This is a genomic window from Sphingomonas sp. (assembly GCF_042095875.1).
Classification (GTDB): domain Bacteria; phylum Pseudomonadota; class Alphaproteobacteria; order Sphingomonadales; family Sphingomonadaceae; genus Sphingomonas.
The window spans coordinates 1-22894 of record NZ_JBELMJ010000029.1; the positions used below are offsets into that span (position 1 = coordinate 1).

Below are 22894 nucleotides of genomic sequence, written 5' to 3' on the forward strand. Positions count from 1 at the left end.
GGGTTGATGCCGTTGCCGCCGTCCTGGAGCGCGGCGACCGCGGCGGCGAGCTGCAATGCCTCGGGCGCGGACAGGTTGGTGATCGAGGTGCCGAACAGCAATCGCGAGAGCAGTTCGTCCTGCGGCAGCGCGGGCGTGCTGCTGAAGGTGATCTCCGGCTTCTGCGCGACGCCGGTCACGCGGATGGTGGCGTTCAGCCCGGTCGTGTCGGCGTCCGCCTCGATGTCGAGCGCGGGGTTCGCGGGCGCCTCGCCGCCGAAGCGCAGCACGCCGCGTTCGAGCTCGAACTCGCGGCCCGCGAACTCGTAGTCGCCGCGGATCAGGTCGGCGCGACCGGTGATCGCGGGATTGTCGGGGGTGCCGGCGATGTTGACGTCGGTCGACCATTCGGAGGTCAGCCCCAGCCCGCTGACGCTCAACCCGCCCTTCGCGCGCGCGTGAACCGCGAGCGTCCAGGGCGCGGGACCGGCGTCGTCGTCGGTCTCCCCCGCGGCGCCCGGCGCATTACCGGGCAGGTTGATCTCGCGCACGTTGAGCCGCGGCAGCGCGCTCGCCACCGTCGCCTGGCCGAGGCGATAGCGGCTGGCGTCGAGCCGCACGTCGCCCGCGATCCGCCCGCCCGACCCGTCGGAGGTGAAGGTGAGCGGCCCCGTAACGGTCGCGCCGATATCGTCGCGGTCGATCAGCACCGCGCGGTTCGCCTGCATGCGCAGGTCGAGCGCGACGCCGTTCGCGCCCGCGAAGTCGAACCGCCCGGTGCCCGTCACCGTGCCGCCGCGCCCGGCATCGGCGGTGAACGTCTGTACCTGCAACTGCGAGCCCGCGAAGCGACCCGTCGCCTGCACGTTGGTGAGCGCGGTGCCGGTCGTCGCGCTGCTGATCCGCGCGCCGCTGGCGCGGACCTGCCCCCTGATCTGCGGCGCGCGCACGCTGCCCGACACGTCCGCGGCGATCGAGACCGGGCCGGCGAGGTCGAACAATTCGACCCGCGTCAGCCGCCACAGCGTGTCTGCCGGTCCCGCGTAGCGCAGTTGCGCGAACAGCCCCGCGCCGGCCAGCCGCTCGATCACGTCGCCCTGACCCAGCGGGCGCAGCAGCGCCTGCGCGCGGCCGATCGTGCGCCCGTTCGACGCCATCACCGCGCGCACCCCCGCCTTGTCCGCGGTCAGCACGCCCGCGATCCCCAGATCGATCGGGGTGGAGGATTGCAGCAGCCCCGAGCGCGTCAGCCCGCGCACGGTCATGTCGACGCGGCCGGTCGGCGCCTCGCCCCCGCGCGCGGCGTAACGGAGCGTACCCGACGCATTGCCGCCGAGCCCGAGCCCGGCATAGCCGATGTCGAGCACCGACAAGGGCATCGCGTCGACGGAGAGGTCGACCGCGGTGTCGACCGCGCCGAAGCGTCCCGACACCCGCGCGCGGCCGCCCGCGAACGCGAGGCTGGTGGGGGCGAGCAGCCAGTCGTCGCCGTCGCGCGTCAGCCGCGCGGGCGTGTCGAGCCGGATCGGCTGGTTGCCGACCTTCCCTTGCGCCTGCACCGAATAGCCGTCGGCGGCGATCTGCGTCACCGTCTGGATCTGGAACCCCGCGCCGCGCGAACCGGCGACGGAGGCGCGCACCTCACCAGCGTCGCCGTTCAGCCGCGCGGTGCCGGCGAAGCGCGCGATACTGAGCGAGCCGCGGCGCAGGCCCGTGCCGGTCGCGGTCGCCTCCACCCGCGTGCCGGCGGGATCGAGCAAGGTGGTGAAATCGACGTGACCCTGACGCACCGCGACGGTGCCGAGCCGCGCGGCGCGCGCGTCGAGCGCGCCCGCGATCCGCTGGATGTCGCCTTGCGGCGCGAAGTCGAGCGTGCCGGAGATGCCGCCGCCCGCGACGGTCATCCGCCCGAGAAAGCCGCCCGGCATGATGTCGAGCGCACCGGCCGCGCGCGTGCCGCTGACGTCGAGCCGCGCGACCGCGATGCGCGCGGTGCCGCCCCTGGGAAGCAGGATTTGCCCCTCCGTGGTGAACGGCCCGATCCGTGAGCCACCGGCGGCGGTGAAGGCGAAGCCGGTGGGCGTCGGGTCGAGGTGCGCGCGCACGCCCGTCAACCCAAGCGCGGCGTTCGGCCGCTGGAACACGAGGTCGATCGTCGGGCGCTCGATCTGCCCGTCGAGCCGGATCGTCAGCGCGCCGTAGCTCGCCTGCCGCCCCGCTCCTTTGAAGTGGAAGGTGCCGTCGCGGCGGCGATAGCCGTTGCCCGTGAGCCGGATCGACGGCGCGGTGAGCACGAGGTTGGTGAAGTGGAGTATGCCGTCAGGGGTGCGCTCCAGCAGCGTCTCGACGTGCGGCAGTCCGCCCGCGAGGCTGCGGAAGAAGGCGTTGTCGAGCCGCACCACCTGCGCGCTGCCGCGACCGACGACGCGCGTGCCGCGCCCGCCGGGGCCGGGCACGACGCTCAGGCGCGATTGCACGTCCACGACGCCGAGCCCCGGGATCAGCAACCGCCCGAGCGCGCCGTTGACGCCGACGTCGAACTGGCCAGTCGAGAGGTCGAATTGCAGGTTGATGCGCCCGATCAGCTTGTCCGAGCGGACGCGCAGGTCGTCGCCGGTCACCAGTTTCGAGGTGACGCGCAGCGTGCCGTCGACGGCCAGATTACGCAGGATGCCGCCCGCGACGTTGCCGACGCCGGTGACACGCGCGGCGGTGAAGCGGACGGGCAGCGCGACGGGCGCCTTCGACCAGCGGCCGCGCCCGGCGGCGCGCGCCTGCTCGAACCCGGTCTGGTCGAACGAGAAGCGCTGCGCGGTGATGCGGTAATCGAACGCGAACGCTCGCAGCGGCCCGTCGAGGATCGCGCGCAGCTCCATGCCGGTCGCGCGCATGTTGCGGAACAGCGCCTCCGGCCGGAGCAGCCGCGCGCGCAGGCGAAGGTTGTCGAAGCGCGCGCGCGCGAGGTCGACCACGCCCGTCGCCTCGGCGGCGAGCGCGGCGGAGCGGAGCGACAGCGTGCCGTCGAGGCGGCGGTTGGCGAAGGTGGCGGCGCCGTTGACCGCGACCCGCGGGGCGGTGAGCGCCTGGAGTTTGCCGCGCGTGATGCTGGCGGGTGCGATGCTGCCGGTCAGCGTGTAGCGCCCCGCGTCGTTGCCGAGCGCGAGGTCGAGCACGCGCGCGCCGCCCGCCTCCCCGCGCGCGGTCCCGCGCCAGCGCCGCCAGTCGCCGACGCCGTCGACGTCGAGCGCCACCGCGCGGCGCAGGCCGGTCAGCTGCGCGAGCACGCCCGACGCCGCGCCGCGCGCGCGTACGTCGAGGTCGAAGCGCCCGGCTTCCGGCACCGCGTCGATCCGCGCGGTGACGCGGTCACTGCCTTCGATCAGGGCGGCGAGGTCGACCGCGGCGTGGCCCGAGCGGATGTCGGCGCGCCCCTCCAGCCGGCCGTAGCGCAGCCTGCCGGTGACGCGCGGCGCGACGACGAGGCGCGAGACGCGCAGCCGGCCGATCGCGATGTCGAAGTCGGGCAGGATCGGCGCCTGCTTGCCCGTGTCGATCGTGCGCGGCAGCTTGGCGAGCGTCGCCTGCGGGATATCGAGCGCGGTGATGTCGAGCCGGTTCGACACCCAGGCGAACGGGTTCCAGTGGAGGTGCGCGCGCGGCACCGCGAGGAAGACGCCGTCGAGATCGCTCAGGCGGACGTCGACCAGTTCGGCGCGCGAGTAGAGCGAGCCGTCGATCCGCCCGACGTGGAAGCGCAACCCGTTGGCGGGGCGGAGCGCGTTGACGCGGTCGGCGACGAAGCGGTGGCCGAGATCGGTGTCGAGCACCAGCGCGGTGATCGCGACCAGCGCGGCGAGCGCCGCGACCGCGACCGCGAGCCAGCGCAGCAGCCGCCTCAAAACGCCTGCCCCAGCGACACGTAGACCGCGATGCGGCTGTCGCCCGGCTGCGGGTTGAGCGGGGTGCCGACGTCGAGGCGGATCGGGCCGAAGTTGGAGTAATAGCGCACGCCAATCCCGGCGCCGTATTGCAGCCCGCTGAAATCGGGCACGCCGCCGGTGTAGATGTTGCCGCCGTCGAAGAACGGCACCACACCGAAATTGCCGAACGCCTTGACGCGCGCCTCGATCGAGAATTCGGCGAGAGAGCGCCCGCCGATGGGATCGTTGTTGACGTCGCGCGGGCCGATCGCCTGGAAGCCGTAGCCGCGCACCGACGCGCCGCCGCCCGCGTAGAAGCGGCGGGACGGCGCGATCTGGTCGCGCGGCGCGCCCAGGATGGTGCCGACGCGGACGCGCCCCGCGAGCGTCACGCGGCCGGTCGCGGGCAGGTACGCGCTCGCGTCGGCCTGCGCGCGGGCGTAGCCGAACACGCTGCCCTGCAGGCTCGCCTCCGGGCTGAAGCGGCCGGACAGGCGGAATCCGCGCGACGGGTTGAGCAGGTCGTCCGACCCGTCGTAGCCCAAGCTGGTCGGCAGCGCGCCGATGAAGAAGGTGCGGCGGCGCGGCGCGCCGGTCGAGGCGATCACGTCGCGCTCGTCGGTGGCGACCAGCTCGGCACCGAGCGACCAAGTCCAGGTCTTCTGGAAGAAAACGTTGGTCTGCCGCTCGAACGTGCCGCTGAGCGTCAGCGTGTCGGCCTCGAACGCGTCGCGCTGAAGGTGCGCGACCGAGAATTGCCCCGTCAGCACCTGATCGCGGCGGCGGAAGTTGTTGCGGCGGAACACGACCGCGCCCAGTTGCTCGCGCGTGCCGAGCACGCCCCGCAGCGTCAGCGCGCCCTCGGGCGGGAACAGGTTGCGGTGCGTCCAGCTGACCTCCGAGCGCGCGCCCTCGCCGGTGCCGTAGCCGAGCTCGGCCGCGACCGTGCGCGGCGGCGCGGGCTCCAGCCGGACGTTCAGGTCGACCGTGTCGGGCGCGGCGCCGGGCACCGGCGTCACCTGCGCGGTGGAGACCAGCCCGGTCTGGATCAAGGCGCGGCGCAGGTCGTCGACGCCGGAGGTGGTGTAGGGATCGCCGGGAGAGAAGCGCGCGATTTCCGCCACGTGCGCGGCGTCGAACACGCGGTTGTTCGGGTTGGCGGTGATCCGGCCAAAGCGGCGCGCGCTGCCGGGCGCGACGTCGAGCGCCAGGGTCGCGGTGCGCGTCGCGTGATCGACCACGATCTCGGGCTCGCCGACGCGCGCGAACGGGAAACCCTGCTCGCCCACCGCGGTGCGCAAGCCCGCCTCGGCGGCGGCGACCCGGTCGGCGTTGACGGGATCGTCGTTCTCGACCGGGAACGCCCGTTCCAGCGCGCCGGCCTTGCTGCCCGCGGCGTCGATGCCGTTCAGCGTCACGCCGGCGAAGCGGTACAAGGGGCCGGGCGTCGCGCGGAGCACGATCACCGGGCGCCGGTCCGCGCGGGTCACCGCGGTGGCGACCGCGGCGTCGTAATAGCCCTCGCCCTTCAACAGCGTGACGAGCAGGTCGGCGTCCTCGCGCGCGCGGCGGTCGAGCTGCGCGGCGTTGGCGACCTTGTTGTGATTGGCGGCGAGCGTCGACAATTGCTCGAACCGCTGACGCAGCAGCGCGGAGGCGACGCCGTCGATCCCCTCGACGCGGTAATCGTAGCGGGTCGCCGCGTCGACCTCGGCGCGCTGCGTCGCGGCGCCGGCGGGCGATGCCGACAGGTCGGGCCAGTCGACCCCGATGTCGCGCATGGCGGCGAGCGGCGCGCCGGGATCGAGGTCGACCACGTCGCCCGCCTGCGGTGCGGCGGCGACCGGCGGCGGGGCAGCGGGCGCGGGAACGGGACGCGCGGGCGCTTGCTGCGCCTCCGCGCCGGCGGCCAGACCCAAAATTCCGCCCGCGGCGCACAGCAGCACGCGGCGGCGCCCCACACGCGGACCCATGACCGCGGCTTAGCCCGCGCGCGCGCGCCGCAACAGGGGCAATGCGCGTATGGCGGCGCGGATCGATAACGGCTGGTCGCGCCGGTGGCTGGGCTGGCGGCGCCGGTGGCGCTGGGGCTGGCGGCGCTGGCATCGCCGCGGCCGACGTGGCACAGCGCGCGGCATGAGCCAGCCGACCCCATCCTCCGCCGCGGGCGGGTTCTTCATCGCGCTGGGTGCGCTGGGCGGGACGATCGCGGGCCTCTCGCTGCGCCAGCCGTCGCTCGGCTTCCTGGCTGGGCTGGCGATCGGCGCGGCGATCGCGCTGGCGGTGTGGCTGATCGACCGGCGACGCCGCGGGGAGTAGCGCGCGGTCGCTCACTCACGTCATCCCGGACTTGATCCGGCATCCCGCTGCCTTCTCACGCTCGAGAAGCGGGACCCCGGATCAAGTCCGGGGTGACGAACGGCCTCACAGGTCGCGCAGCAGCAGCCGGGCGCGGCCGATCACCGCGACGTCGCGCTGGGCGCGCTCGATCGGCGGGTAGGCGGGATTGTCGCTCTCGATAACCAGCGTCGCGCCGCGGCGGCGCACGCGCTTCAACGACAGCAGGTCGTCGACGCGGATCACGAACAGGTCGCCGCCCGCGGGCACCGCGCGCGCGCTGCCGTCCACCAGCACGCGGTCGCCGTCGCGGATGTCGGGCGCCATCGAGTCGCCGCGCACGTCGATGATCGACGCCGACGCCGCCGCGACCCCGGCGGCGCGCAGCGTCTCGGGCGCGAACGGCTCGTACCGCCTCACCTCCTCGCCCACGACCGCGGCGCCCGGCCCGGCCGATGCGGCGAGCGCGAGATAGGGCACGCGCAGCAAGGCCGGGGCGTCGCGCGGCGGCCCGCCGAGCACCGCCTCCTCCACGTCGAAGAAAGCGGCGAGCAGCCGGCGGTCGCGCTCGGGCAGGTCGCGCGGCGTACCGCGTCGGACGTATTGCTGGAGATAGGCGATGTTGCGCCCCAGCATCCGCGAGAGCGCCGCGAGGCTGGTGCCGCGCGCCTGCGCCAGGCGATCGAGCGCGTCGCGGGGTGTCTCAACCATGGACGAGCGATAGCGCAGGAAATTTCCTAGACAAGTTGGAAAATGCGGAACAGACCGTGAACATGTTCGCAGGAACATGGAATGGTGGAGTGCGCCGAATGACCTTGCTGACCGACATCGACCGATACCTGCGCCGCACCGGCATGCCCGAAACCAAGTTCGGGCGGCTGGCGGTGCGCGACCCCCGGCTCGTTCACGACCTGCGCCGCGGGCGAGTGCCGGGGCCGAGCATCTGCGCGCGCGTGGCCGCGATGCTGGAGCAGCGCTGATGCGTGCCGCGGAACGCTTCGAGCGCGCGCTGCGTACCTCGGCTGCCTGCGCGGGCGCGCCGATCCGAATCGCGAGCCACGCGGCGAGCGAGTGGCGCTCCGCCACGTTCAACGGCGCGCGTCACGTCGTGGAGGCCAGCGGCGCGCGCGGCGCCGCGCTCGACGCGTGGCTCGCCGCGCTGGAGCAGGACGAACTGAGCGTGCCGGGGCACATGGTCGCGGAACTGCGCGTCGGCGCGCGCGACCACGCCGGGGCGGACGCGCGCTTCAGGCTGGAAGGAGTGACGGTCGCGCTGGCGTGACCGATCAGCCCGCGGCGAGCCGGCGCAGACGCTGCAGCGTCTCGTCGAGCGAGACGGGTTCGGGCTCCGAGTCGGGCGGCGCGGCCGCCGCGGTGGCGGCGGGCGGCGCGGGAGACGTGACGAGCGCCGTGGCGACGATCCGCCGCTGCGCCGCGCCGCGCTCCAGCCGCGCGAGCAGCCCCGCGATCGAGTCGTCGTTGATCGGCTCGGGCTCCGGCGCAGCGATCGGCGAGAGGGCCGGCTCGGCAGCCGCGCGGTGCGGTGCTGCTGGGGCCTCTGCCAGAGGTGACTCTGGCTGCAGCACCGGGGCTTCGATCTCTACCGGTTCCGGCTGGAGGGAACGAGGCCACGGTGCGCTCACCGGTTCGGCTGCCTCGATCTCGTGCAGCGTCGGCGCGGTTTCGACTTCGGGCGACTCGGCCCATGTCGGCGTGATCGACGGCGCGTCGTCAAACGCGGTGGCCGGCTCGACTGCCGCGGGCGATGCCTCCGCGAGCGGCACGGGCGCGGCGGGCGCCGGTTCGTCCGCCTCGTCGGGCGCGAGCCAGGCGAAACGCGGCGGCGCGGGCTCGGTCACCGGCCCAGCCTGGCTAGACGCCGCGACACTCGGCGCGGCGGGTCGGGCGAGCGGTGCGACCGGCTCGGGCGGCGCCATCGGGCGCAGCGGCACCGCCGCGGGGTCGAAGTCGGCGAGCGGTTGGTCGAGGTCGTCGGGCAAGGAGCGCTCGGCGGGTGGCGGCAGCGGCGCGGAGCGGCGATCCTCCTCGCCGAAGATCGGCAGCGGATCGCCCAGGTCGCTCGCCGCGCGGATCGGGCGGCGCGGCGGCGCGTCGGGGTGAGCGTCGGCGCGGCGGACGACCGGCGCCTCGTCGCCGTCCGCCGTCGCGGCGCGCGGGCGGCGCGCGAAACCGTCGACCCGCGCGACCAGCATCGCCTTGCCCCGCGGCACGAAGCCCAGTGCCGCGATCAGCAACCCCGCGAGCAGCGCGATGACCGTGCGCCCGGTCGCGCCGATCGGCGAGGCCGCGGCGGGCAGGATGCCGGAGAAGCCGCCGCGGTCGACCGCGGCGTTCAGCACGTCGCTCGGCACCGTGGCGATGCCGACCGCGACGCCCAGCCCGATCAGCGCGGCGACTGCGGGGATGATGTGATGCCTCACGCGTTCAAGGGTGAATGTGGCTGCCATGTTCCGTCCTGCCGCGCGCGCGCGATTGTTTGGTAAACGGGTTCGTAGCGCGCAATATTTGACGACCAGTTACGCTCGGCCTCGACGAAGGCGCGCGCGCGCCGGCGCCGCGCGGGCCATTCGCTCCGGTCGGCGAGCAACCGGGCGAGCGCGTCGGCGATCGCGGCGGGATCGTCGGCGCGGAACAGGGTACCGGTGTCGCCGTCGCGGATCAGCTCGCGGTGACCGCCGACGTCGGAGGCGGCGACGATCCGCTCCTGCGCCATCGCCTCCAGCGGCTTCAAGGGCGTGACGAGGTCGGTCAGCCGCATGTGCTTGCGCGGGTAGGCGAGCACGTCGACGAGGCCATAATAGCGCTCGACCTCGGCGTGCGGCACGCGCCCGATGAAGCGGATCGCGGCGGACACCGGCGACGCCGCCGCCTGCGCGCGCAGCGCACCTTCCATCGGCCCGCCGCCGACCAGCAGCAGTTGCGCCGCCGGCCGCGCCGCGACCAAAGCGGGCATCGCGGCGATCAGGTCGTCCAGCCCCTCGTAATCGTAGAAGCTGCCGATGAAGCCGACCACCTCGTCCCCCAGCCCCAGCTGGCGCGCGAGCGACTCGTCGCGCACCGGCGGCGTGCCGAACAGGTTCAGGTCGACGCCGTTGGGCGACACGACCATCTTCTCGGCCGGGATGCCGCGCGCGACCAGGTCGCGGCGCAGCCCCTCGCAGATTACCGCCACCGCATCGGCGCGGCGGCACAGCCACGTCTCCAGCGCCCGCGTCGCGCGGTAGCGCGCGCTGCCCTGGCGCCCCGTGCCGTTGCCGACCGCGGCATCCTCCCAGAAGGCCCTAATCTCGTAGAGCAGCGGCAGGCTTCGCTTGCGCGCGACGCGTAGCGCGGCGAGCCCGCCCAGCACCGGCGAGTGCGCGTGGATGACGTCGGGGCGGAAGCGCTCGGCCACCGCGTCCGCGCGCGCCGCCAGCGCGGCGATCTCGCGCACTTCGCCGAGCGGTGCGGGCAATCGGCGCGGCGGCGCGGTGCGGAAGAAGTCGATCCCGTCGACCCGCTCCTGCGCCGCGGCGGTCGCCCCCTGCCGCGCGCCCGTGACCGCCGCGACCTGCCACCCGCGCGCCATCTGCGCGTGAAGGATCGCGCGGGTGCGAAAGGTGTAACCGCTCTGCAACGGCAGCCCGTGGTCGAGGACGTGGAGGATGCGCATGGCGACCCTCCTGCCCCAACCAGGTTTAACGCCGCGTCAACCGCGCCGCGGCTATCGCGTCACCGATGGGAACGCGGCGGCCATGATCGACAATTTCGCGCTGGGACTGGCGCACGGGTTGATGATGCTCGCCGCGATCATGCTGCTGCGCCGCCCCGAGCTCGACCGCGAGGGCAAGGCGCCAGACGCGATGGAGCGCCGCCGCCGTCGTGCGTGACCTCGCGTTCATCGGATTCCTGCTGGCATTGTGGGGAACGGGGTTTCGCCGCCCGTTCCTGTTCGTGCTCGCCTACGTCTATATCGACATCATCTCGCCGCAGCGGCTGACCTATTACATGCTCAACAGCGTGCCGATCAGCCTGATCGCGGTGGTGCTGGTGGTGCTCGGCTGGGCGATCGCGGACGACAAAAAGGACAGCCGCTTCGCGCCGCGCCAGGCCTTGTTCCTGCTGCTGCTGGCTTACTGCTACGCGACGACGAAGGCGGCCGATTTCCCGCTGGAAGCGCTCGATAAATGGGAGTGGGTGTGGAAGAACCTGGCGTTCGCCGCGTTCCTGCCGCTCACCCTGCGCACGCGGCTGCGGATCGAGTCGCTGCTGCTGTTCGTCGTGCTCTCCGCCGCGTCGATCATCATCGTCGGCGGGATCAAGACGCTCGCCTCGGGCGGCGGCTACGGCGAGCTGAACCTGATGGTCGCGAACAATTCGGGGCTGTACGAGGGCTCGATCATCTCGGCGGTGGCGATCTCGCTGATCCCGATCATCCTGTGGCTGGCGCGCGACGGTACGTTGTTCGTGCCCGACTGGCGGGTGAAGCTGTTCGCCTACGCGCTCACCTTCTCGTGCCTGCTGATTCCGGTCGGCACCTCGGCGCGCACGGGGTTGCTGTGCATCGCGCTGCTCGCGGTGCTGATGCTGCGCACGGTCAAGCGGCGGATGCTGTACCTCGGCGCGCTGGCGTTCGCGGGGCTGGTCGCGGTGCCGTTCCTGCCGTCGGCGTTCAGCGAGCGGATGGGTACGATCAAGACCTACAAGGCGGACGAATCGGCCTCGACCCGGTTGGCGGTGTGGCAGTGGACGTGGGACTACGCCAAGACGCACCCGTTCGGCGGCGGGTTCGAGGCGTATCGCCAGAACCAGATCCGCTATGACACGGTCAGCGTCCAGGGGTCGGGTGCGGGCACCACGGTCAAGCGCGACCTGACGGTCGACAAGAGCCGCGCCTATCACTCGAGCTATTTCGAGATGCTGGGCGAGCAAGGCTATCCGGGGCTAGGGCTGTGGCTGCTCATCAACCTGATCGGGCTCGTCCGCATGGAAGTGGTGCGGCGGCGCTACATCCGCGACGAGGGTGAGGAGAGCGACGGTCGCGCCTGGGCCGGGCGGCTGGCGGAGGCGTTGCAGCACGCGCAACTGATCTACCTGCTCGGCGGCGCGTTCGTCGGCATCGCGTTCCAGAGCTACCTCTACTTCGTGCTCGGCGCGCAGATCGGGCTCGACACCTATCTCGCGCGGCTGCGCAAGGAAGCCGCGTTCGCGCCGATGCAGCGCCGCCGCCCGGCGCGCGGCGCGCAGGTGGCGGCGGCCTAGCTTCGTCATCCCGGCCTTGAGCCGGAATCCCGCTGCCTTCTCTACCCGTGAGACAAGAAGCGGGACCCCGGATCAAATCCGGGGTGACGGAACTTCGATGGTTCCGGGTGCTGGCGGATCAGGCGTCCTCGGCCGCCGCGACCTGCGTCAGCGCCTTGATGATCGCGTCGTTGAACGCGGGGATGTCGTCGGGCTTGCGGCTGGTGATGAGGTTGTCGTCGACCACCACCTGCTCGTCGACGACGTCCGCGCCCGCATTCTCCAGGTCGGTGCGCACCGACGGCCAGCTCGTCACCGTGCGCCCGTCGACCACGTCGGCCTCGACCAGCAGCCACGGCGCGTGGCAGATCGCGGCGACGATCTTGTCGTCGTCCATGAACTCCTCGACGATCTCGACCGCGCGGTCCTGCAGCCGCAGCTTGTCGGGATTGCCGACGCCGCCCGGCAGCACCAGCGCGTCGAATTCCTCCGTATCGACCTGGTCGAGCGTCACGTCGGGGGTGATCGACTTGCCCTTCTCGCTGTCGTTGACGACGCCCTGGATCGCGTCGGTCTTGATCGAGGCGAGCGTCACCTGGACGCCCGCGTCGAGCAGCGCCTGGCGCGGTTCGAACAGTTCGGCTTCCTCGAAACCGTCGGTGGCGAGCATCAGCACGCGCAGGGTGGATAGGTCGGCCATGTCGGGAAACTCCGTGAAAGGGGTCTGCCTGAACCCCCGCCCCCGCGCGCTCGTTCCGGGAACGAAGGCGGCACGCACGCATTTGCTGAGAGGACCAGGAGGCGACGGCGGGCGTGACGGCGACGATCAACTATTGCGACGACAGCGAGCCGGGCATCACCCGCGAGAAGACGCGCGGCGGCAAGTGGAGCTACTGGACGCCCGACGGCGAGCGCGTCACCGACCGCGACGAGATCGATCGGCTGAACGCGATCGGCCTGCCCCCGGCCTACGTCAACGCCTGGTACTGCCTCGATCCGTTCGGCCATATCCAGGCGGTCGGCTGGGACGAGAAGGGTCGCAAGCAGTATCGCTACCACACCGAGTTCCGCGCCGCGCAAGAGGCCGCGAAATATTCCAAGTGCGTCAGCTTCGGACTAGCGCTGCCCAAGTTGCGGCGGCAGGTGGAGGAAGACCTGGCGCATCGCCGCCACGACAAGGAGCGCACGCTCGCCGCGGTGATCAAGCTGCTCGACACGCACAACTTGCGGATCGGCAACGAGACCTACGCCAAGACCAACAAGAGTTTCGGGCTGACCACGCTGCGCGACCGCCACGCGCGGATCGCGGGCAAGACGTTGAAGCTCAAGTATCGCGCGAAATCGGGCAAGGAGCGGATGCTGACGATCACCGATCGCAGCCTCGCGCAGTTCGTCAAGCGGTGCCAGGATCTGCCGGGGCAGAAGCTGTTCCAGTACGTCGACGCCGATGGCGAGCCGCGCCCGATCACCTCGTCCGACGTCAACGCCTATATCAAGGAAGCGATGGGCGAGGATTTCAGCGCCAAGCATTTCCGCACCTGGGGCGCGAGCGTCGTCGCGTTCGAGACGCTGGCGACGGCGGACGAGCCGATCACGCTCAAGACGATGCTGGAGCCGGTGGTCGAGCGGCTGGGCAACACGCCGTCGATCGCGCGCAAGTCCTACGTCCACCCCGACCTGATCGAACTGGGCAAGAGCAAGCCCGCGCAGATCGCGTTTCGCCAGCAGCTGAAGCTGCCGCGCGCCACGCCCTACCTCAGCCGCGCCGAGCGCGGGCTGATCGCATTCCTGAGCACGGAGAACGAGACGGCAGTCGCCGCCTGACGGGTTCCCCGCGCGAATGACAGAAAACGGATGACTGTAACCAACAACGCAGCCGCGGCTGCCACTAAACCGAAAATCGACCCCGCAGAGGTGCAGGACCAGCTCGAGGGGCTGATCGGCTCCAGCGCCCTGTGGCTACGCACCCACTGGCTGCAGATCCTGATCGGCGTTGCCGCGGGCGTGGCGATCGCCGCCGCCTTGTTTTGGCTTCGCGGCCTCGGACCCAGGCTCAGTGCGCGCAGCCGCACCGGCCTGGGTTGGTCCGCCGTGTTCGGCCGCGCGGTGGAGCGGACGCACGGCTTCTTCATCGTGCTGCTGTCGGCCAAGCTGGTCGTCGGCTACGCGGGGGCGCCCGCCGACGTGGCATCCACGGTCACCTTCCTGTTCACCGTCGCCGCGGTGTTCCAAGTCGCGATCTGGGCGCGCGAGATCATCCTGGGCGCGATCGAGCATCGCACCCGCGACGAGCGGATCGGCGGCGAGGCGCTGGGCAGCGCGATGGGGCTGATCCGCGTGCTGGTCAGCTTCGCGGTGTTCGCGATCGCGTTCGTCGTCGTGCTCGACAATCTGGGCGTCAACGTGACCGGGCTGGTCGCGGGTCTGGGCGTCGGCGGCATCGCGATCGGTCTGGCGGCGCAGGGCATCTTCGCCGACCTGTTCGCCGCGCTCGCGATCATCTTCGACCGCCCGTTCCGCCGCGGCGACGCGGTGACCTACGACAATACGTCGGGCAACGTGGAGGAGATCGGGCTCAAGTCGACGCGCATCCGCGGCATCGACGGCGAGTTGCGCGTCATCAGCAACAAGAACCTGCTCGACAAGGAAATCCAGAACAACACGGTGCGCGAGCGTCGCCGCTCCACCTTCACGATCGGGCTCGCCTACGAGACGCCGCCCGATCTGCTCGAACGTTTCCCCGACATGATGAAGGAGGAGATCGAGCGGTGCGGCATGACGTTCGTGCGCTGCGGCTTCTTCCAGTTCGGCGCGTCGAGTCTCGACTTCGACGTCCGCTTCGACAGCCCCTCGGCCGACTTTATGGAAGCGTATAACGGGCGCCACCGCACCGGCGTCGCGATCATGCGCCGCTGCAACGAGGAAGGGCTGACGATCGCCTATCCGATGCAGGTCAACTACCTCGCCGCGCCCGACGGTCGCCTGGTCGATCCGTCGGCCGCCGCGTCGCGCGCGCCCGGTGGCTGACGCTACGGAAACTCGAATAAACGGCCGATATCACTCTTTTATGTCGGATCGTTTCGGCTAAAGGCCGGGTCGAAGATGACCCACGTACCGCTCCACGAAACGCTGCGGCAGTCGGCGATTACGGGCGCGGTGTTGCGGGTGCTCCACCTCAACTGGCCGCATCCGCTCGACCTGGCGCCGTCGACGCTCGACCCCGCCGCGGTCGGCGAGGATGGCCTGTTCGTGCAGTCGATCAGGGCACTGGTCGACGAAGGGCTGATCGCGATCGAGGCATTGCTGATCGGCGCCGGGGACGAGCCGGTGGCGCGCGGCGCGCTGCTGACGCACAAGGGCGCGGCGATGCTCGATCAGGTCACGCGTCCGATGTGATGGGCGCGAGCAGCCGCTCCTCCAGCCGCGACTCGATCAGGTGGACGACCACCTCGGCCAGCTTCTTGAGCACGGACAGCTCGCGCTCGCTCACGCTGCGGGGCTTCGCATCGATCACCGCCAGCATCCCCAAATTATGCCCGTCCGATCCCTTGAGCGGAACGCCGGCGTAGAAGCGCAACCCGAAATCGCCCGCGACCAGCGGGTTCGACAGCGCGCGCACGTCGACCGCGGCATTCTCGATCACCCAGGGATTGTCCTGCATCACCGCCGACCCGCACAGCCCCTCGTCGCGCGCCAGCTGGTCGAGCCCGTCGATACCGGGGGACGCCTTCAACCAGATGCGGTCCTTGCCGACCAGGCTGACGATCGCGATCGGGCAGTCTAGTGAGAGCGCCGCCACCTCGGCCAGTTCGTTCAGCATCGCATTGGGCGGTCGGTCGATCGCGTCGAGCCGCAACAGGCTCGTCAATCGCGCGCGCTCCCGCTCGTTCACTTGATCCATGTCTATCTCCGCGGCGGAAATCCCACATAGCCCGACGCCGACGCCGGGCAAGAAGCGGTGAGACGATGAACCCTGCCGATCTGTTCCGCGTTGGACGCGCGAAGGAGATTGATCGATGATCCGCAATGCCTTGTTCTCGGTCGCCGCGATGGCGACGCTGACCGCACCGATGGTTGCCACCTCGGCGGACGCGCAGCGGCGCGACCGCGATTATCGCTGGCACGGTGACGACCGGAACTGGAACCCGCGCGACGATTATCGCCCGCGCCGCGGCGAAGGCCGCCGGCTGGGGCGCAACGACCGCATCTACCGCGGGCAGGACGGACGGGCGTACTGCAAGCGCAACGACGGCACGACGGGGCTGGTGATCGGCGGCGTCGGCGGCGCGGCGCTCGGCAACCTCGTCGGCGGCGGGCTGCTCGGCACGCTGGCGGGCGGCGGCGCGGGCGCGCTGCTCGGCCGCTCGATCGACCGCGGCAACGTCAAGTGCCGCTGATCGGCTGAGCGCTCAGGTCAACGTCGCGGCCGGGTACCTCACGGTGCCCGGCCGTCGCCGTACTCGCGTCAGATGCCGCCCTCGTCGAGGCTGAGCAGCGTCGCGTTGCCGCCGGCGCTGGTCGTGTCGACCGATACCGCGCGCTCGGCGCAGAAGCGGTAGAGGTAGTTCGGCCCGCCCGCCTTGGGCCCAGTGCCCGACAGCCCCTCGCCGCCGAACGGCTGCGATCCCACGACCGCGCCGATCATCGAGCGGTTGACGTAGAGGTTGCCGACCGCGGCCAACGCCTCGGTCACCTCCGCCGCGCGCGCGATGCGGCTGTGCAGCCCCATCGTCAGCCCGTAGCCCTTGGCGTTGACGCGCGCGATCGTCCGCTCCAGCTCGCCCGCCTTCCACGTCGCGACGTGTAGGATCGGGCCGAACCACTCGCGATCGAGCTCCTCGATTTCACCGAGCCGGATCAGCGTCGGCGGCACGAAAAGCCCGTCCGCGCGCGCGTCGATCGTCTTGACCCAGCGACCCCTCACGCTGTCACGGTAGGTCATCAGCCGGTCGTAGGCGTCGCGGTCGATCACCGGGCCGACATCGGTCTTCGGGTCGGACGGATCGCCGAGCGTCAGCAGGTCCATCGCGCCCGACAGCATCTCGACCAGCCCGTCGGCGATGTCCTCCTGCACCAGCAGCAGGCGCAGCGCCGAGCAGCGCTGCCCCGCCGAGCGGAACGCGCTGGTGACGACGTCGGCGACGACCTGCTCGGGCAGCGCGGTCGAATCGACGATCATCGCGTTGATCCCGCCCGTCTCGGCGATCAGCGGCACGATCGGCCGGCTCGGACCTCCGTCCTCGCCATCGTCGAGCAGGCTGCGCGCGATCTTCTTCGCGGTGGCGGTCGATCCGGTGAAGGCGACGCCCTGCACGCGCGGGTCGGCGGTCAGCGCGGCGCCGATGTCGGGCCCGCCTGGCACTAGGATCAGCGCGTCGGCGGGGATGCCGGCCTCGTGCGCCAGCTCGACCGCGCGGCGCGCGATCGCGGGCGTCTGCGGCGCAGGTTTGGCGACCACGGTGTTGCCCGTCACCAGCGCCGCGACCGTCTGCCCCAAGAAGATCGCGAGCGGGAAGTTCCACGGCGCGATCGTCGCCCATACGCCGCGCCCGTCGACGTGGAGCATGTTGCGCTCGCCGGTCGGCCCGGGCAGCTCGATCGGCTGCATCTTCGCGCGCGCCTGCATCGCGTAATAGCGGCAGAAGTCGGCCGCCTCGCGCACCTCGCCGATCGAGTCGGCGATCCCCTTCTTGGCTTCCTGGACGCAGATCGCCATCAGTTCGTCGCGGTGGCGCTCGAGCAGGTCGGCGAGGCGGTCGAGGCAGTCGGCGCGCGCCTCGACCGGCGTCGCCCGCCACGCGGGGAAGGCGGCGTGCGCGCGCGACACCGCGTCGCGGACCGCCTCCGGGCTCACCGGCGCGACCGACAGGGTCACTGGCGCGCGCACCGCCTTCGTCGTCGCCTCCAGCACGTCGCGCTCGGCCAAGTCGATCCCCATCGAGTTGCGGTGCCCGTCGGCGGCGCGGAACAGGTCGACCGGCAGCGGGATCGACGGGTGGCGCGCGCCGCCGACGCCCGCGATCTTCACCACCGGGTCGGCGAGGATCTCGTCCTCGGTCAGCCGCGCGTCGGCGAGCTGGTGGACGAAGCTGGAGTTGGCGCCATTCTCCAGCAGACGGCGGACGAGATACGCCAGCAGGTCGCGGTGCCCGCCGACCGGCGCGTAGATGCGGCAGTGGTAGCCGTTGTCGCGCACCAGCCGCTCGTACAGCCCGTCGCCCATGCCGTGCAGCCGCTGGAACTCGAAGTCGCGGCTGTTGCCCGCCCATTCGACGATCGTCGCGACGGTCAGCGCGTTGTGGCTGGCGAAGGCGGGGCGGATGTTGGGCGCGTCGAGCATGTCGCGCGCGACCGCGAGGTAGCTGACGTCGGTCGACGCCTTGCGCGTGAACAGGGGATAGTCCGCCAGCCCCTCGACCTGCGTGCGCTTGATCTCGCTGTCCCAGTACGCGCCCTTGACCAGCCGCACGTTCATCACCCGGCCGAGCTCGTTTGCCCAGGCGACGATCGGGCGCGCGCGCTTGCCGTAGGCCTGCACCGCCATGCCGAACCCGTCCCAGCCCTTGAGCGACGGGAGGGCGGCGACGTTGCCGATGATGTCGAGGCTCATGTCGAGCCGCTCGCTCTCCTCCGCGTCGACGGTCAGCGCGATACCGTTCCCCGCCGCCTGCACCGCCAAAGCCTCGAGCATTTCGGTCAGCGCAGGGACGCACTCGTCCCACTTGGCGACCTCGTAGCGCGGGTGAAGCGCGGAGAGCTTGACCGAGATCGAGTGGCCGGCGGACGGGTCGCGCCCGACGGCGTCGATCGCGTCGGCGTAGGCCTTGAGGTAGCGCTCGGCGTCGGCGGTGGTGCGCGCCGCCTCGCCCAGCATGTCGAAACTGGCGGTGAAGCCGCGATGGTCGGGCTTCTTCATCCGGCGCATCGCCTCGTCGATGGTGCGACCCATCACGAAGATCTCGCCCATCATCTTCATCGCGGCGCCGACCGCCTGGCGCACGAACGGCTCGCCCGCGCGGCTCAGCAGGCGCTTGAGCGGCCCCGCCTCGCCCTCGCCGACCAGCGCGCGGCCGACCACCAGCCCCCAAGTCGCGGTATTGACCAGCCGCGAGTTCGACTGACCGGCGTGACTGCGCCAGTTCGCCTCGCCCAGCTTATCGGAGATCAGCAGGTCGGCCGTCTCTGGATCGGGCACGCGCAGGAACGCTTCGGCGAGGCTCAGCAGCGCGACGCCCTCCGACGAGTTGAGGCGATATTCCTGCAGGAACTGGTTCACCCAGCCGCGGCCCTGCGCCGCGCGCAGGTCGGCGAGCAGCCCCGAGGCAGTGTCCATCACCCGCTCGCGCGAATCAGGCGTCAGCGCGGCGCGGGCGAGCAGCGGTTTTAGAACATCCGGTTCGCTCGCGCGGTGCAGGCGACGCATGGTTTCGCGGGTTGCTGACGCTACGGCAGAGGACATGTTCAGGTTTCCGGTTCGTGGACTACTTGCGGGATGGGCCACCCCGCGCTTATGCAGTGCCGCAATGCAGCGCGGCGCCGACGCGTCGCTGTAGCGTGTCGTATCTCGAAGGGGAATTCGTCGTGACCGCAGACGAGATGAAGGCCAGCATCGGCCAGGAAAGCGTGTCCGACTGGGTCGAGGTGACCCAGGACATGATCAACAAGTTCGCCGACGCGACCGGCGACCACCAGTTCATCCACGTCAACCCGGAAATGGCGAAGCTGACGCCGTTCGGCACCACGATCGCGCACGGCTTCCTGACGCTGTCGCTGCTGCCGCAGCTCGCCGCCAAGACGCCCGACGCGCCGCGGCTCGACGGGGTGAAGATGGGGGTCAATTACGGCGGCAACAAAGTCCGCTTTCTCGCCCCCGTCCCCTCTGGCTCGCGCGTGCGGGGCCGCTCCAGGATCGTCCAGTTCGACGAGAAGCGCCCCGGTCAGTATCAATACACCACCGAGACGACGATCGAGATCGAAGGGTCGGACAAGCCCGCGATGATCGCCGAATGGATCACGCAGGTCTTCAACTGACCTACGCGTGAACCTCCACTTTCTCCACTTCGCATCCTGAAAGGCCCGCCCATGCGTTCCGCCGTTATCGTCTCCACCGCCCGCACCCCGATCGGCCGCGCTTACCGCGGCGCGTTCAACAACCTGCCCTCCCCCACGCTCGCCAGCCACGCGATCAAGGCCGCGGTCGAGCGCGCGAAGATCGACGGCGGCGAGGTCGACGACGTCGTGCTCGGCTCCGCGCTGCAGCAGGGGCACCAGGCCGGCAACATCGCGCGCACCTCGCTGCTGCGCGCCGGTCTGCCGACCACCGTGTCGGGCATGTCGCTCGACCGGCAGTGCGCGAGCGGACTGATGGCGATCGCGACCGCGGCGAAGCAGGTGGTGGTGGACGGCATGGACGTGACGATCGGCGGCGGCGTCGATTCGATCAGCCTCGTCCAGACGCCGCAAATGCGCGTCGCGCCCGACCCCGAGCTGTTGGCGATGCACAAGAACATCTACATGCCGATGCTCCAGACCGCGGAGATTGTCGCCAAGCGCTACGGCATCAGCCGTGACGCCCAGGACGAGTACGGCTACCAGTCGCAGATGCGCACCGCCGCCGCACAGGCTGCGGGCAAGTTCGACGACGAGATCGTGCCTGTCACGGCCACGATGGCGGTGACAAACAAGGAGACCAAGGAAGTCTCCCACAAGGAAGTCACGCTGTCGAAGGACGAGGGAAACCGCGCCGACACGACGCTGGAGGGTCTGAAGTCGTTGAAGCCGGTACTGGGCCCCGACCTGAACATCACCGCGGGCAATGCGTCGCAGCTGTCGGACGGCGCGTCGGCCAGCGTGCTGATGGAGGAGAGCGTCGCGGGGAAGAAGGGGCTGACCCCGCTCGGCCGCTACGTCGGCATGGCGGTGGCGGGTACCGAGCCCGACGAGATGGGCATCGGCCCGGTGTTCGCGATTCCGAAGCTGCTCGAGCGCAACGGCCTCAAGATGGACGACATCGGGCTGTGGGAGCTGAACGAGGCGTTCGCGGTGCAGGTGCTCTACTGCCGCGACAAGCTAGGCATTCCTGACGAGCTGCTCAACGTCAACGGCGGCGCGATCTCGATCGGTCACCCGTACGGCATGAGCGGAGCCCGCATGACCGGCCACGCTTTGATCGAGGGCAAGCGCCGCGGCGCGAAGTACGTCGTCGTCACGATGTGCGTCGGCGGCGGCATGGGCGCGGCCGGATTGTTCGAGGTGCTGTAATTGAACCGTCAGGATCGATACGCTATGTATCGATCCGGCGACTTCATCGGCGCCTTTCTGTGAGGAGCCCCGGCCGTTGCAGCGGTCGGGGCTTTTCGCGTTTGGGGTCCGGGTTGCAGCCCGAACCCCGCCCGTGTGCTAGTCCTTGCGAGCGACTTCGATCACCTTCACCACCAAGGTGGCGAATGCGATCATCAGCCCCAAGACCAGGCACAGATCGGCAACCTTCATCGGTTGTTCTCCATGAGGTCGACGGCGACAATGCCGCCGCCGGTGATCCAAGCAGGTCCGATACGCCCGCGCAACCAACGCCCCGCCCTCTCGTTCTCCGCTCGACACCTTAACAAGGAGAGACGACGATGGCCGACGCCAACACCGATCCCAAGAAGCTCAAGACCGACATGTGGAAGAAGATGGCCGAGAGCCCGTACCTGATGGTCGGCCCGGCGGACGGCAGCACGCATAGCGAGCCGCTGGCGGTGCAGCTCGACCAGGATCAGGTCGACACTTTGTTCTTCTTCATCGGCAAGGACAATCGCGTCGCTGGCAAGGACAAGCTGATGGTGCAGTTCGTGTCAAAGGGCCACGATTTCTTCGCCTGCATGCACGGCCGCGGCCACATCAACAACGATCGCTCGCTGATCGACAAATTGTGGGACAACCAAGTCGAGGCGTGGTTCCCGGGCGGCAAGGAAGACCCCAACCTCGCGCTGCTCCAGGTCGAGATCGACAGCGCCGAGCTGTGGGAAACCGACCTGTCGATCTCGGGCAAGGTGAAGCAGCTGTTCGGCGGCACCATCAAGGCCGGCGAGGAAGGCAGCCACGCCAAGGTGCAGACCACCGCGGAAAACTCGAACGCCTGAGCCGAGCCGCAGCGTCACGAGAGAGCCGGTCGCGTCCCTCGCGGCCGGCTCTCTTCGTATCAGGCGTTCGCCGTGATGAACTGCTCCACCACCGGCGCGATACGATCGCGCCACTTGGAGCCGTTGAAGATGCCGTAGTGACCGACACCCTCGGCCATCAGATATTGCTTCTTCTCGTCGGCCAGGTTGGTCGCGAGCGTCAGCGCCGCCCTGGTCTGTCCCAGCCCCGAAATATCGTCACGCTCGCCCTCGATCGCGAGCAGCGCCACGTCGGTGATCGCGCCCAGGTCGACCGCGCGGCCGCGATGCGTCATCATGCCGCGCGGCAGCTTGTGCTCCTGGAACACGACGTCGATCGTCTGGAGGTAGAATTCGGCGGTCATGTCGGCGACCGAGCGATATTCGTCGTAGAAGTCCTTGGTCGCCTGCGCGCTGGCATCGTCGCCCTGGATCAGGTGCTTGAACATCTCCCAGTGGCTCAGCATGTGGTTGCCGAGGTTCATTGACATGAAGCCGGTGAGCTGCAAGAAACCGGGATAGACGCGGCGGCCGGCGCCGGAATGGCACGCCGGGACGGTCGCGATCACGTTCTGCTCGAACCAGGCGAACGGCCGCTCGGTCGCGAGCGTGTTGACCGCGGTCGGCGCCTCGCGCGTGTCGATCGGGCCGCCCATCATCGTGAGCGACTTCGGCCTCGCCGGGTTCTTATCCGCGCTCATCACCGCGACGGCGGCGAGGCTCGGTACCGAGGGTTGGCAGACCGCGAGCATGTGCGTGCCGCCCTGCCCCTCGTTGCTGCCCATCGCCTCCAGGAAGGCGACAAGATAGTCGACGTAATCGTCGAGATCGAAGCGGCCCGCCTCTACCGGCACGTTCTTCGCGTCGTGCCAGTCGGTGATGTGAACGTCGGCGAACGGCAGCATCCGCTCCACGGTGCCGCGCAGCAGCGTCGCGAAATGCCCCGACATCGGCGCGACGATCAGCAGCTTGGGGCCACCCTCCACGCCCTCGCGACGGAAGCGTTTAAGGTCGCCGAAGGGGCGCCCGAGCACGACCTCCTCGGTGACCGCCACCTCGCGCCCGTCGATCGTCGTCGCGTGCAGGCCGAAAGCGGGCTTGCCGCGCGACGCGCTGGCGTGCGCGAACACTTCCAGCGCGCTCGCCATGACCGGGCCACCGCCGAGATAGGCGAACGGGTTTGCCGGATCGTTGAGCCAGCCGGCGGTCGCGGTCGCCAGCGCGCTAGCGGACGAGAGCCAGCTGCGCTGGAATTCGTAAGCGTCATAGAACATC

At 70.5% G+C, this 22894-nt stretch carries 21 protein-coding genes; 12 read left to right on the top strand and 9 right to left on the bottom strand.

Features of this window, described 5'->3' with window-relative positions:
- On the bottom strand, positions 1 to 3878 hold a 3878-nt coding region (locus ACFDS6_RS10990; protein WP_375272210.1), incomplete at its 3' end, for a translocation/assembly module TamB domain-containing protein.
- The gene (locus tag ACFDS6_RS10995) at positions 3875 to 5872 is read right to left on the bottom strand and encodes an autotransporter assembly complex family protein (protein WP_375272211.1); all 1998 of its coding nucleotides are present in this window, start codon (positions 5870 to 5872) and stop codon (positions 3875 to 3877) included. The genes ACFDS6_RS10995 and ACFDS6_RS10990, both read right to left, overlap by 4 nt.
- A gap of 163 nt (positions 5873 to 6035) precedes the next feature.
- Here ACFDS6_RS10995 and ACFDS6_RS11000 point away from each other — a divergent pair, with 163 nt between their 5' ends.
- Positions 6036 to 6218, top strand: coding sequence for a hypothetical protein (locus ACFDS6_RS11000; protein ID WP_375272212.1), 183 nt, complete (start codon positions 6036 to 6038; stop codon positions 6216 to 6218).
- 105 nt (positions 6219 to 6323) lie between these two features.
- On the opposite strand, the gene ACFDS6_RS11005 is transcribed toward ACFDS6_RS11000, so the two are convergent.
- A complete protein-coding gene (locus ACFDS6_RS11005; protein ID WP_375272213.1) occupies positions 6324 to 6947 on the bottom strand; it encodes a helix-turn-helix transcriptional regulator in 624 nt (207 codons plus the stop codon).
- Positions 6948 to 7045: 98 nt separating this feature from the next.
- Here ACFDS6_RS11005 and ACFDS6_RS11010 point away from each other — a divergent pair, with 98 nt between their 5' ends.
- Together ACFDS6_RS11010 and ACFDS6_RS11015 are read left to right on the top strand one after the other, a co-directional pair.
- Complete coding sequence (locus ACFDS6_RS11010) at positions 7046 to 7216, top strand: hypothetical protein (RefSeq protein WP_375272214.1); 171 nt, start codon at positions 7046 to 7048, stop codon at positions 7214 to 7216.
- The gene (locus ACFDS6_RS11015; RefSeq protein WP_375272215.1) at positions 7216 to 7518 is read left to right on the top strand and encodes a hypothetical protein; all 303 of its coding nucleotides are present in this window, start codon (positions 7216 to 7218) and stop codon (positions 7516 to 7518) included. The genes ACFDS6_RS11010 and ACFDS6_RS11015 overlap by 1 nt, the downstream gene beginning before the upstream one ends.
- A 4-nt stretch (positions 7519 to 7522) precedes the next feature.
- Here the strand turns inward: ACFDS6_RS11015 and ACFDS6_RS11020 are convergent, their stop codons facing one another.
- Together ACFDS6_RS11020 and ACFDS6_RS11025 are read right to left on the bottom strand one after the other, a co-directional pair.
- A complete protein-coding gene (locus ACFDS6_RS11020) occupies positions 7523 to 8677 on the bottom strand; it encodes a hypothetical protein (protein WP_375272216.1) in 1155 nt (384 codons plus the stop codon).
- The gene (locus ACFDS6_RS11025; protein ID WP_375272217.1) at positions 8674 to 9909 is read right to left on the bottom strand and encodes a TIGR04063 family PEP-CTERM/XrtA system glycosyltransferase; all 1236 of its coding nucleotides are present in this window, start codon (positions 9907 to 9909) and stop codon (positions 8674 to 8676) included. The genes ACFDS6_RS11020 and ACFDS6_RS11025 overlap by 4 nt, the downstream gene beginning before the upstream one ends.
- A gap of 82 nt (positions 9910 to 9991) precedes the next feature.
- Between ACFDS6_RS11025 and ACFDS6_RS11030 the strand changes: the two genes are divergently transcribed.
- Positions 9992 to 10126: a hypothetical protein gene (locus ACFDS6_RS11030; RefSeq protein ID WP_375272218.1), complete on the top strand. Its 135-nt coding sequence runs from the start codon at positions 9992 to 9994 to the stop codon at positions 10124 to 10126.
- On the top strand, positions 10119 to 11498 hold the full coding sequence (locus ACFDS6_RS11035; RefSeq protein WP_375272219.1) for a putative O-glycosylation ligase, exosortase A system-associated: 1380 nt from the start codon (positions 10119 to 10121) through the stop codon (positions 11496 to 11498). Before ACFDS6_RS11030 ends, ACFDS6_RS11035 begins: the two co-directional genes overlap by 8 nt.
- A 118-nt stretch (positions 11499 to 11616) precedes the next feature.
- Here ACFDS6_RS11035 and ACFDS6_RS11040 read toward each other — a convergent pair whose 3' ends face one another.
- Positions 11617 to 12177 carry a type 1 glutamine amidotransferase domain-containing protein gene (locus ACFDS6_RS11040; protein WP_375272220.1) on the bottom strand — a complete coding sequence of 187 codons (561 nt, stop codon included), beginning with the start codon at positions 12175 to 12177 and terminating at the stop codon, positions 11617 to 11619.
- A gap of 113 nt (positions 12178 to 12290) precedes the next feature.
- Here ACFDS6_RS11040 and ACFDS6_RS11045 point away from each other — a divergent pair, with 113 nt between their 5' ends.
- The 3 genes from ACFDS6_RS11045 to ACFDS6_RS11055 all read left to right on the top strand — a co-directional run bounded on the left by ACFDS6_RS11045 (position 12291) and on the right by ACFDS6_RS11055 (position 14873).
- Complete coding sequence (locus tag ACFDS6_RS11045; protein ID WP_375272221.1) at positions 12291 to 13301, top strand: DNA topoisomerase IB; 1011 nt, start codon at positions 12291 to 12293, stop codon at positions 13299 to 13301.
- Between the two features lie 30 nt (positions 13302 to 13331).
- On the top strand, positions 13332 to 14504 hold the full coding sequence (locus ACFDS6_RS11050; RefSeq protein WP_375272222.1) for a mechanosensitive ion channel family protein: 1173 nt from the start codon (positions 13332 to 13334) through the stop codon (positions 14502 to 14504).
- Between the two features lie 75 nt (positions 14505 to 14579).
- Positions 14580 to 14873, top strand: coding sequence for a hypothetical protein (locus tag ACFDS6_RS11055; RefSeq protein ID WP_375272223.1), 294 nt, complete (start codon positions 14580 to 14582; stop codon positions 14871 to 14873).
- On the opposite strand, the gene ACFDS6_RS11060 is transcribed toward ACFDS6_RS11055, so the two are convergent.
- Positions 14857 to 15378 (bottom strand): GAF domain-containing protein, encoded by a 522-nt coding sequence (locus ACFDS6_RS11060; protein ID WP_375272224.1) that lies wholly within the window; start codon positions 15376 to 15378, stop codon positions 14857 to 14859. The two genes, ACFDS6_RS11055 and ACFDS6_RS11060, sit on opposite strands and share 17 nt — an antisense overlap.
- A gap of 115 nt (positions 15379 to 15493) precedes the next feature.
- On the opposite strand from ACFDS6_RS11060, the gene ACFDS6_RS11065 reads away from it, so the two are divergent.
- Positions 15494 to 15874 (top strand): hypothetical protein, encoded by a 381-nt coding sequence (locus ACFDS6_RS11065; RefSeq protein ID WP_375272225.1) that lies wholly within the window; start codon positions 15494 to 15496, stop codon positions 15872 to 15874.
- A 68-nt stretch (positions 15875 to 15942) separates the two neighbouring features.
- Here ACFDS6_RS11065 and ACFDS6_RS11070 read toward each other — a convergent pair whose 3' ends face one another.
- Positions 15943 to 18900: an L-glutamate gamma-semialdehyde dehydrogenase gene (locus ACFDS6_RS11070; protein WP_375272226.1), complete on the bottom strand. Its 2958-nt coding sequence runs from the start codon at positions 18898 to 18900 to the stop codon at positions 15943 to 15945.
- Positions 18901 to 19073: 173 nt separating this feature from the next.
- Between ACFDS6_RS11070 and ACFDS6_RS11075 the strand changes: the two genes are divergently transcribed.
- From ACFDS6_RS11075 to ACFDS6_RS11085, 3 genes are all read left to right on the top strand, one after another.
- Positions 19074 to 19508 (top strand): MaoC family dehydratase, encoded by a 435-nt coding sequence (locus tag ACFDS6_RS11075; protein WP_375272247.1) that lies wholly within the window; start codon positions 19074 to 19076, stop codon positions 19506 to 19508.
- Positions 19509 to 19559: 51 nt separating this feature from the next.
- On the top strand, positions 19560 to 20738 hold the full coding sequence (locus ACFDS6_RS11080; protein WP_375272227.1) for an acetyl-CoA C-acyltransferase: 1179 nt from the start codon (positions 19560 to 19562) through the stop codon (positions 20736 to 20738).
- Between the two features lie 359 nt (positions 20739 to 21097).
- On the top strand, positions 21098 to 21601 hold the full coding sequence (locus ACFDS6_RS11085) for a pyridoxamine 5'-phosphate oxidase family protein (protein WP_375272228.1): 504 nt from the start codon (positions 21098 to 21100) through the stop codon (positions 21599 to 21601).
- A 59-nt stretch (positions 21602 to 21660) separates the two neighbouring features.
- Here ACFDS6_RS11085 and ACFDS6_RS11090 read toward each other — a convergent pair whose 3' ends face one another.
- Positions 21661 to 22893 carry a polyhydroxyalkanoate depolymerase gene (locus ACFDS6_RS11090; protein ID WP_375272229.1) on the bottom strand — a complete coding sequence of 411 codons (1233 nt, stop codon included), beginning with the start codon at positions 22891 to 22893 and terminating at the stop codon, positions 21661 to 21663.
- Between the last annotated feature and the right edge of the window lies 1 nt (position 22894).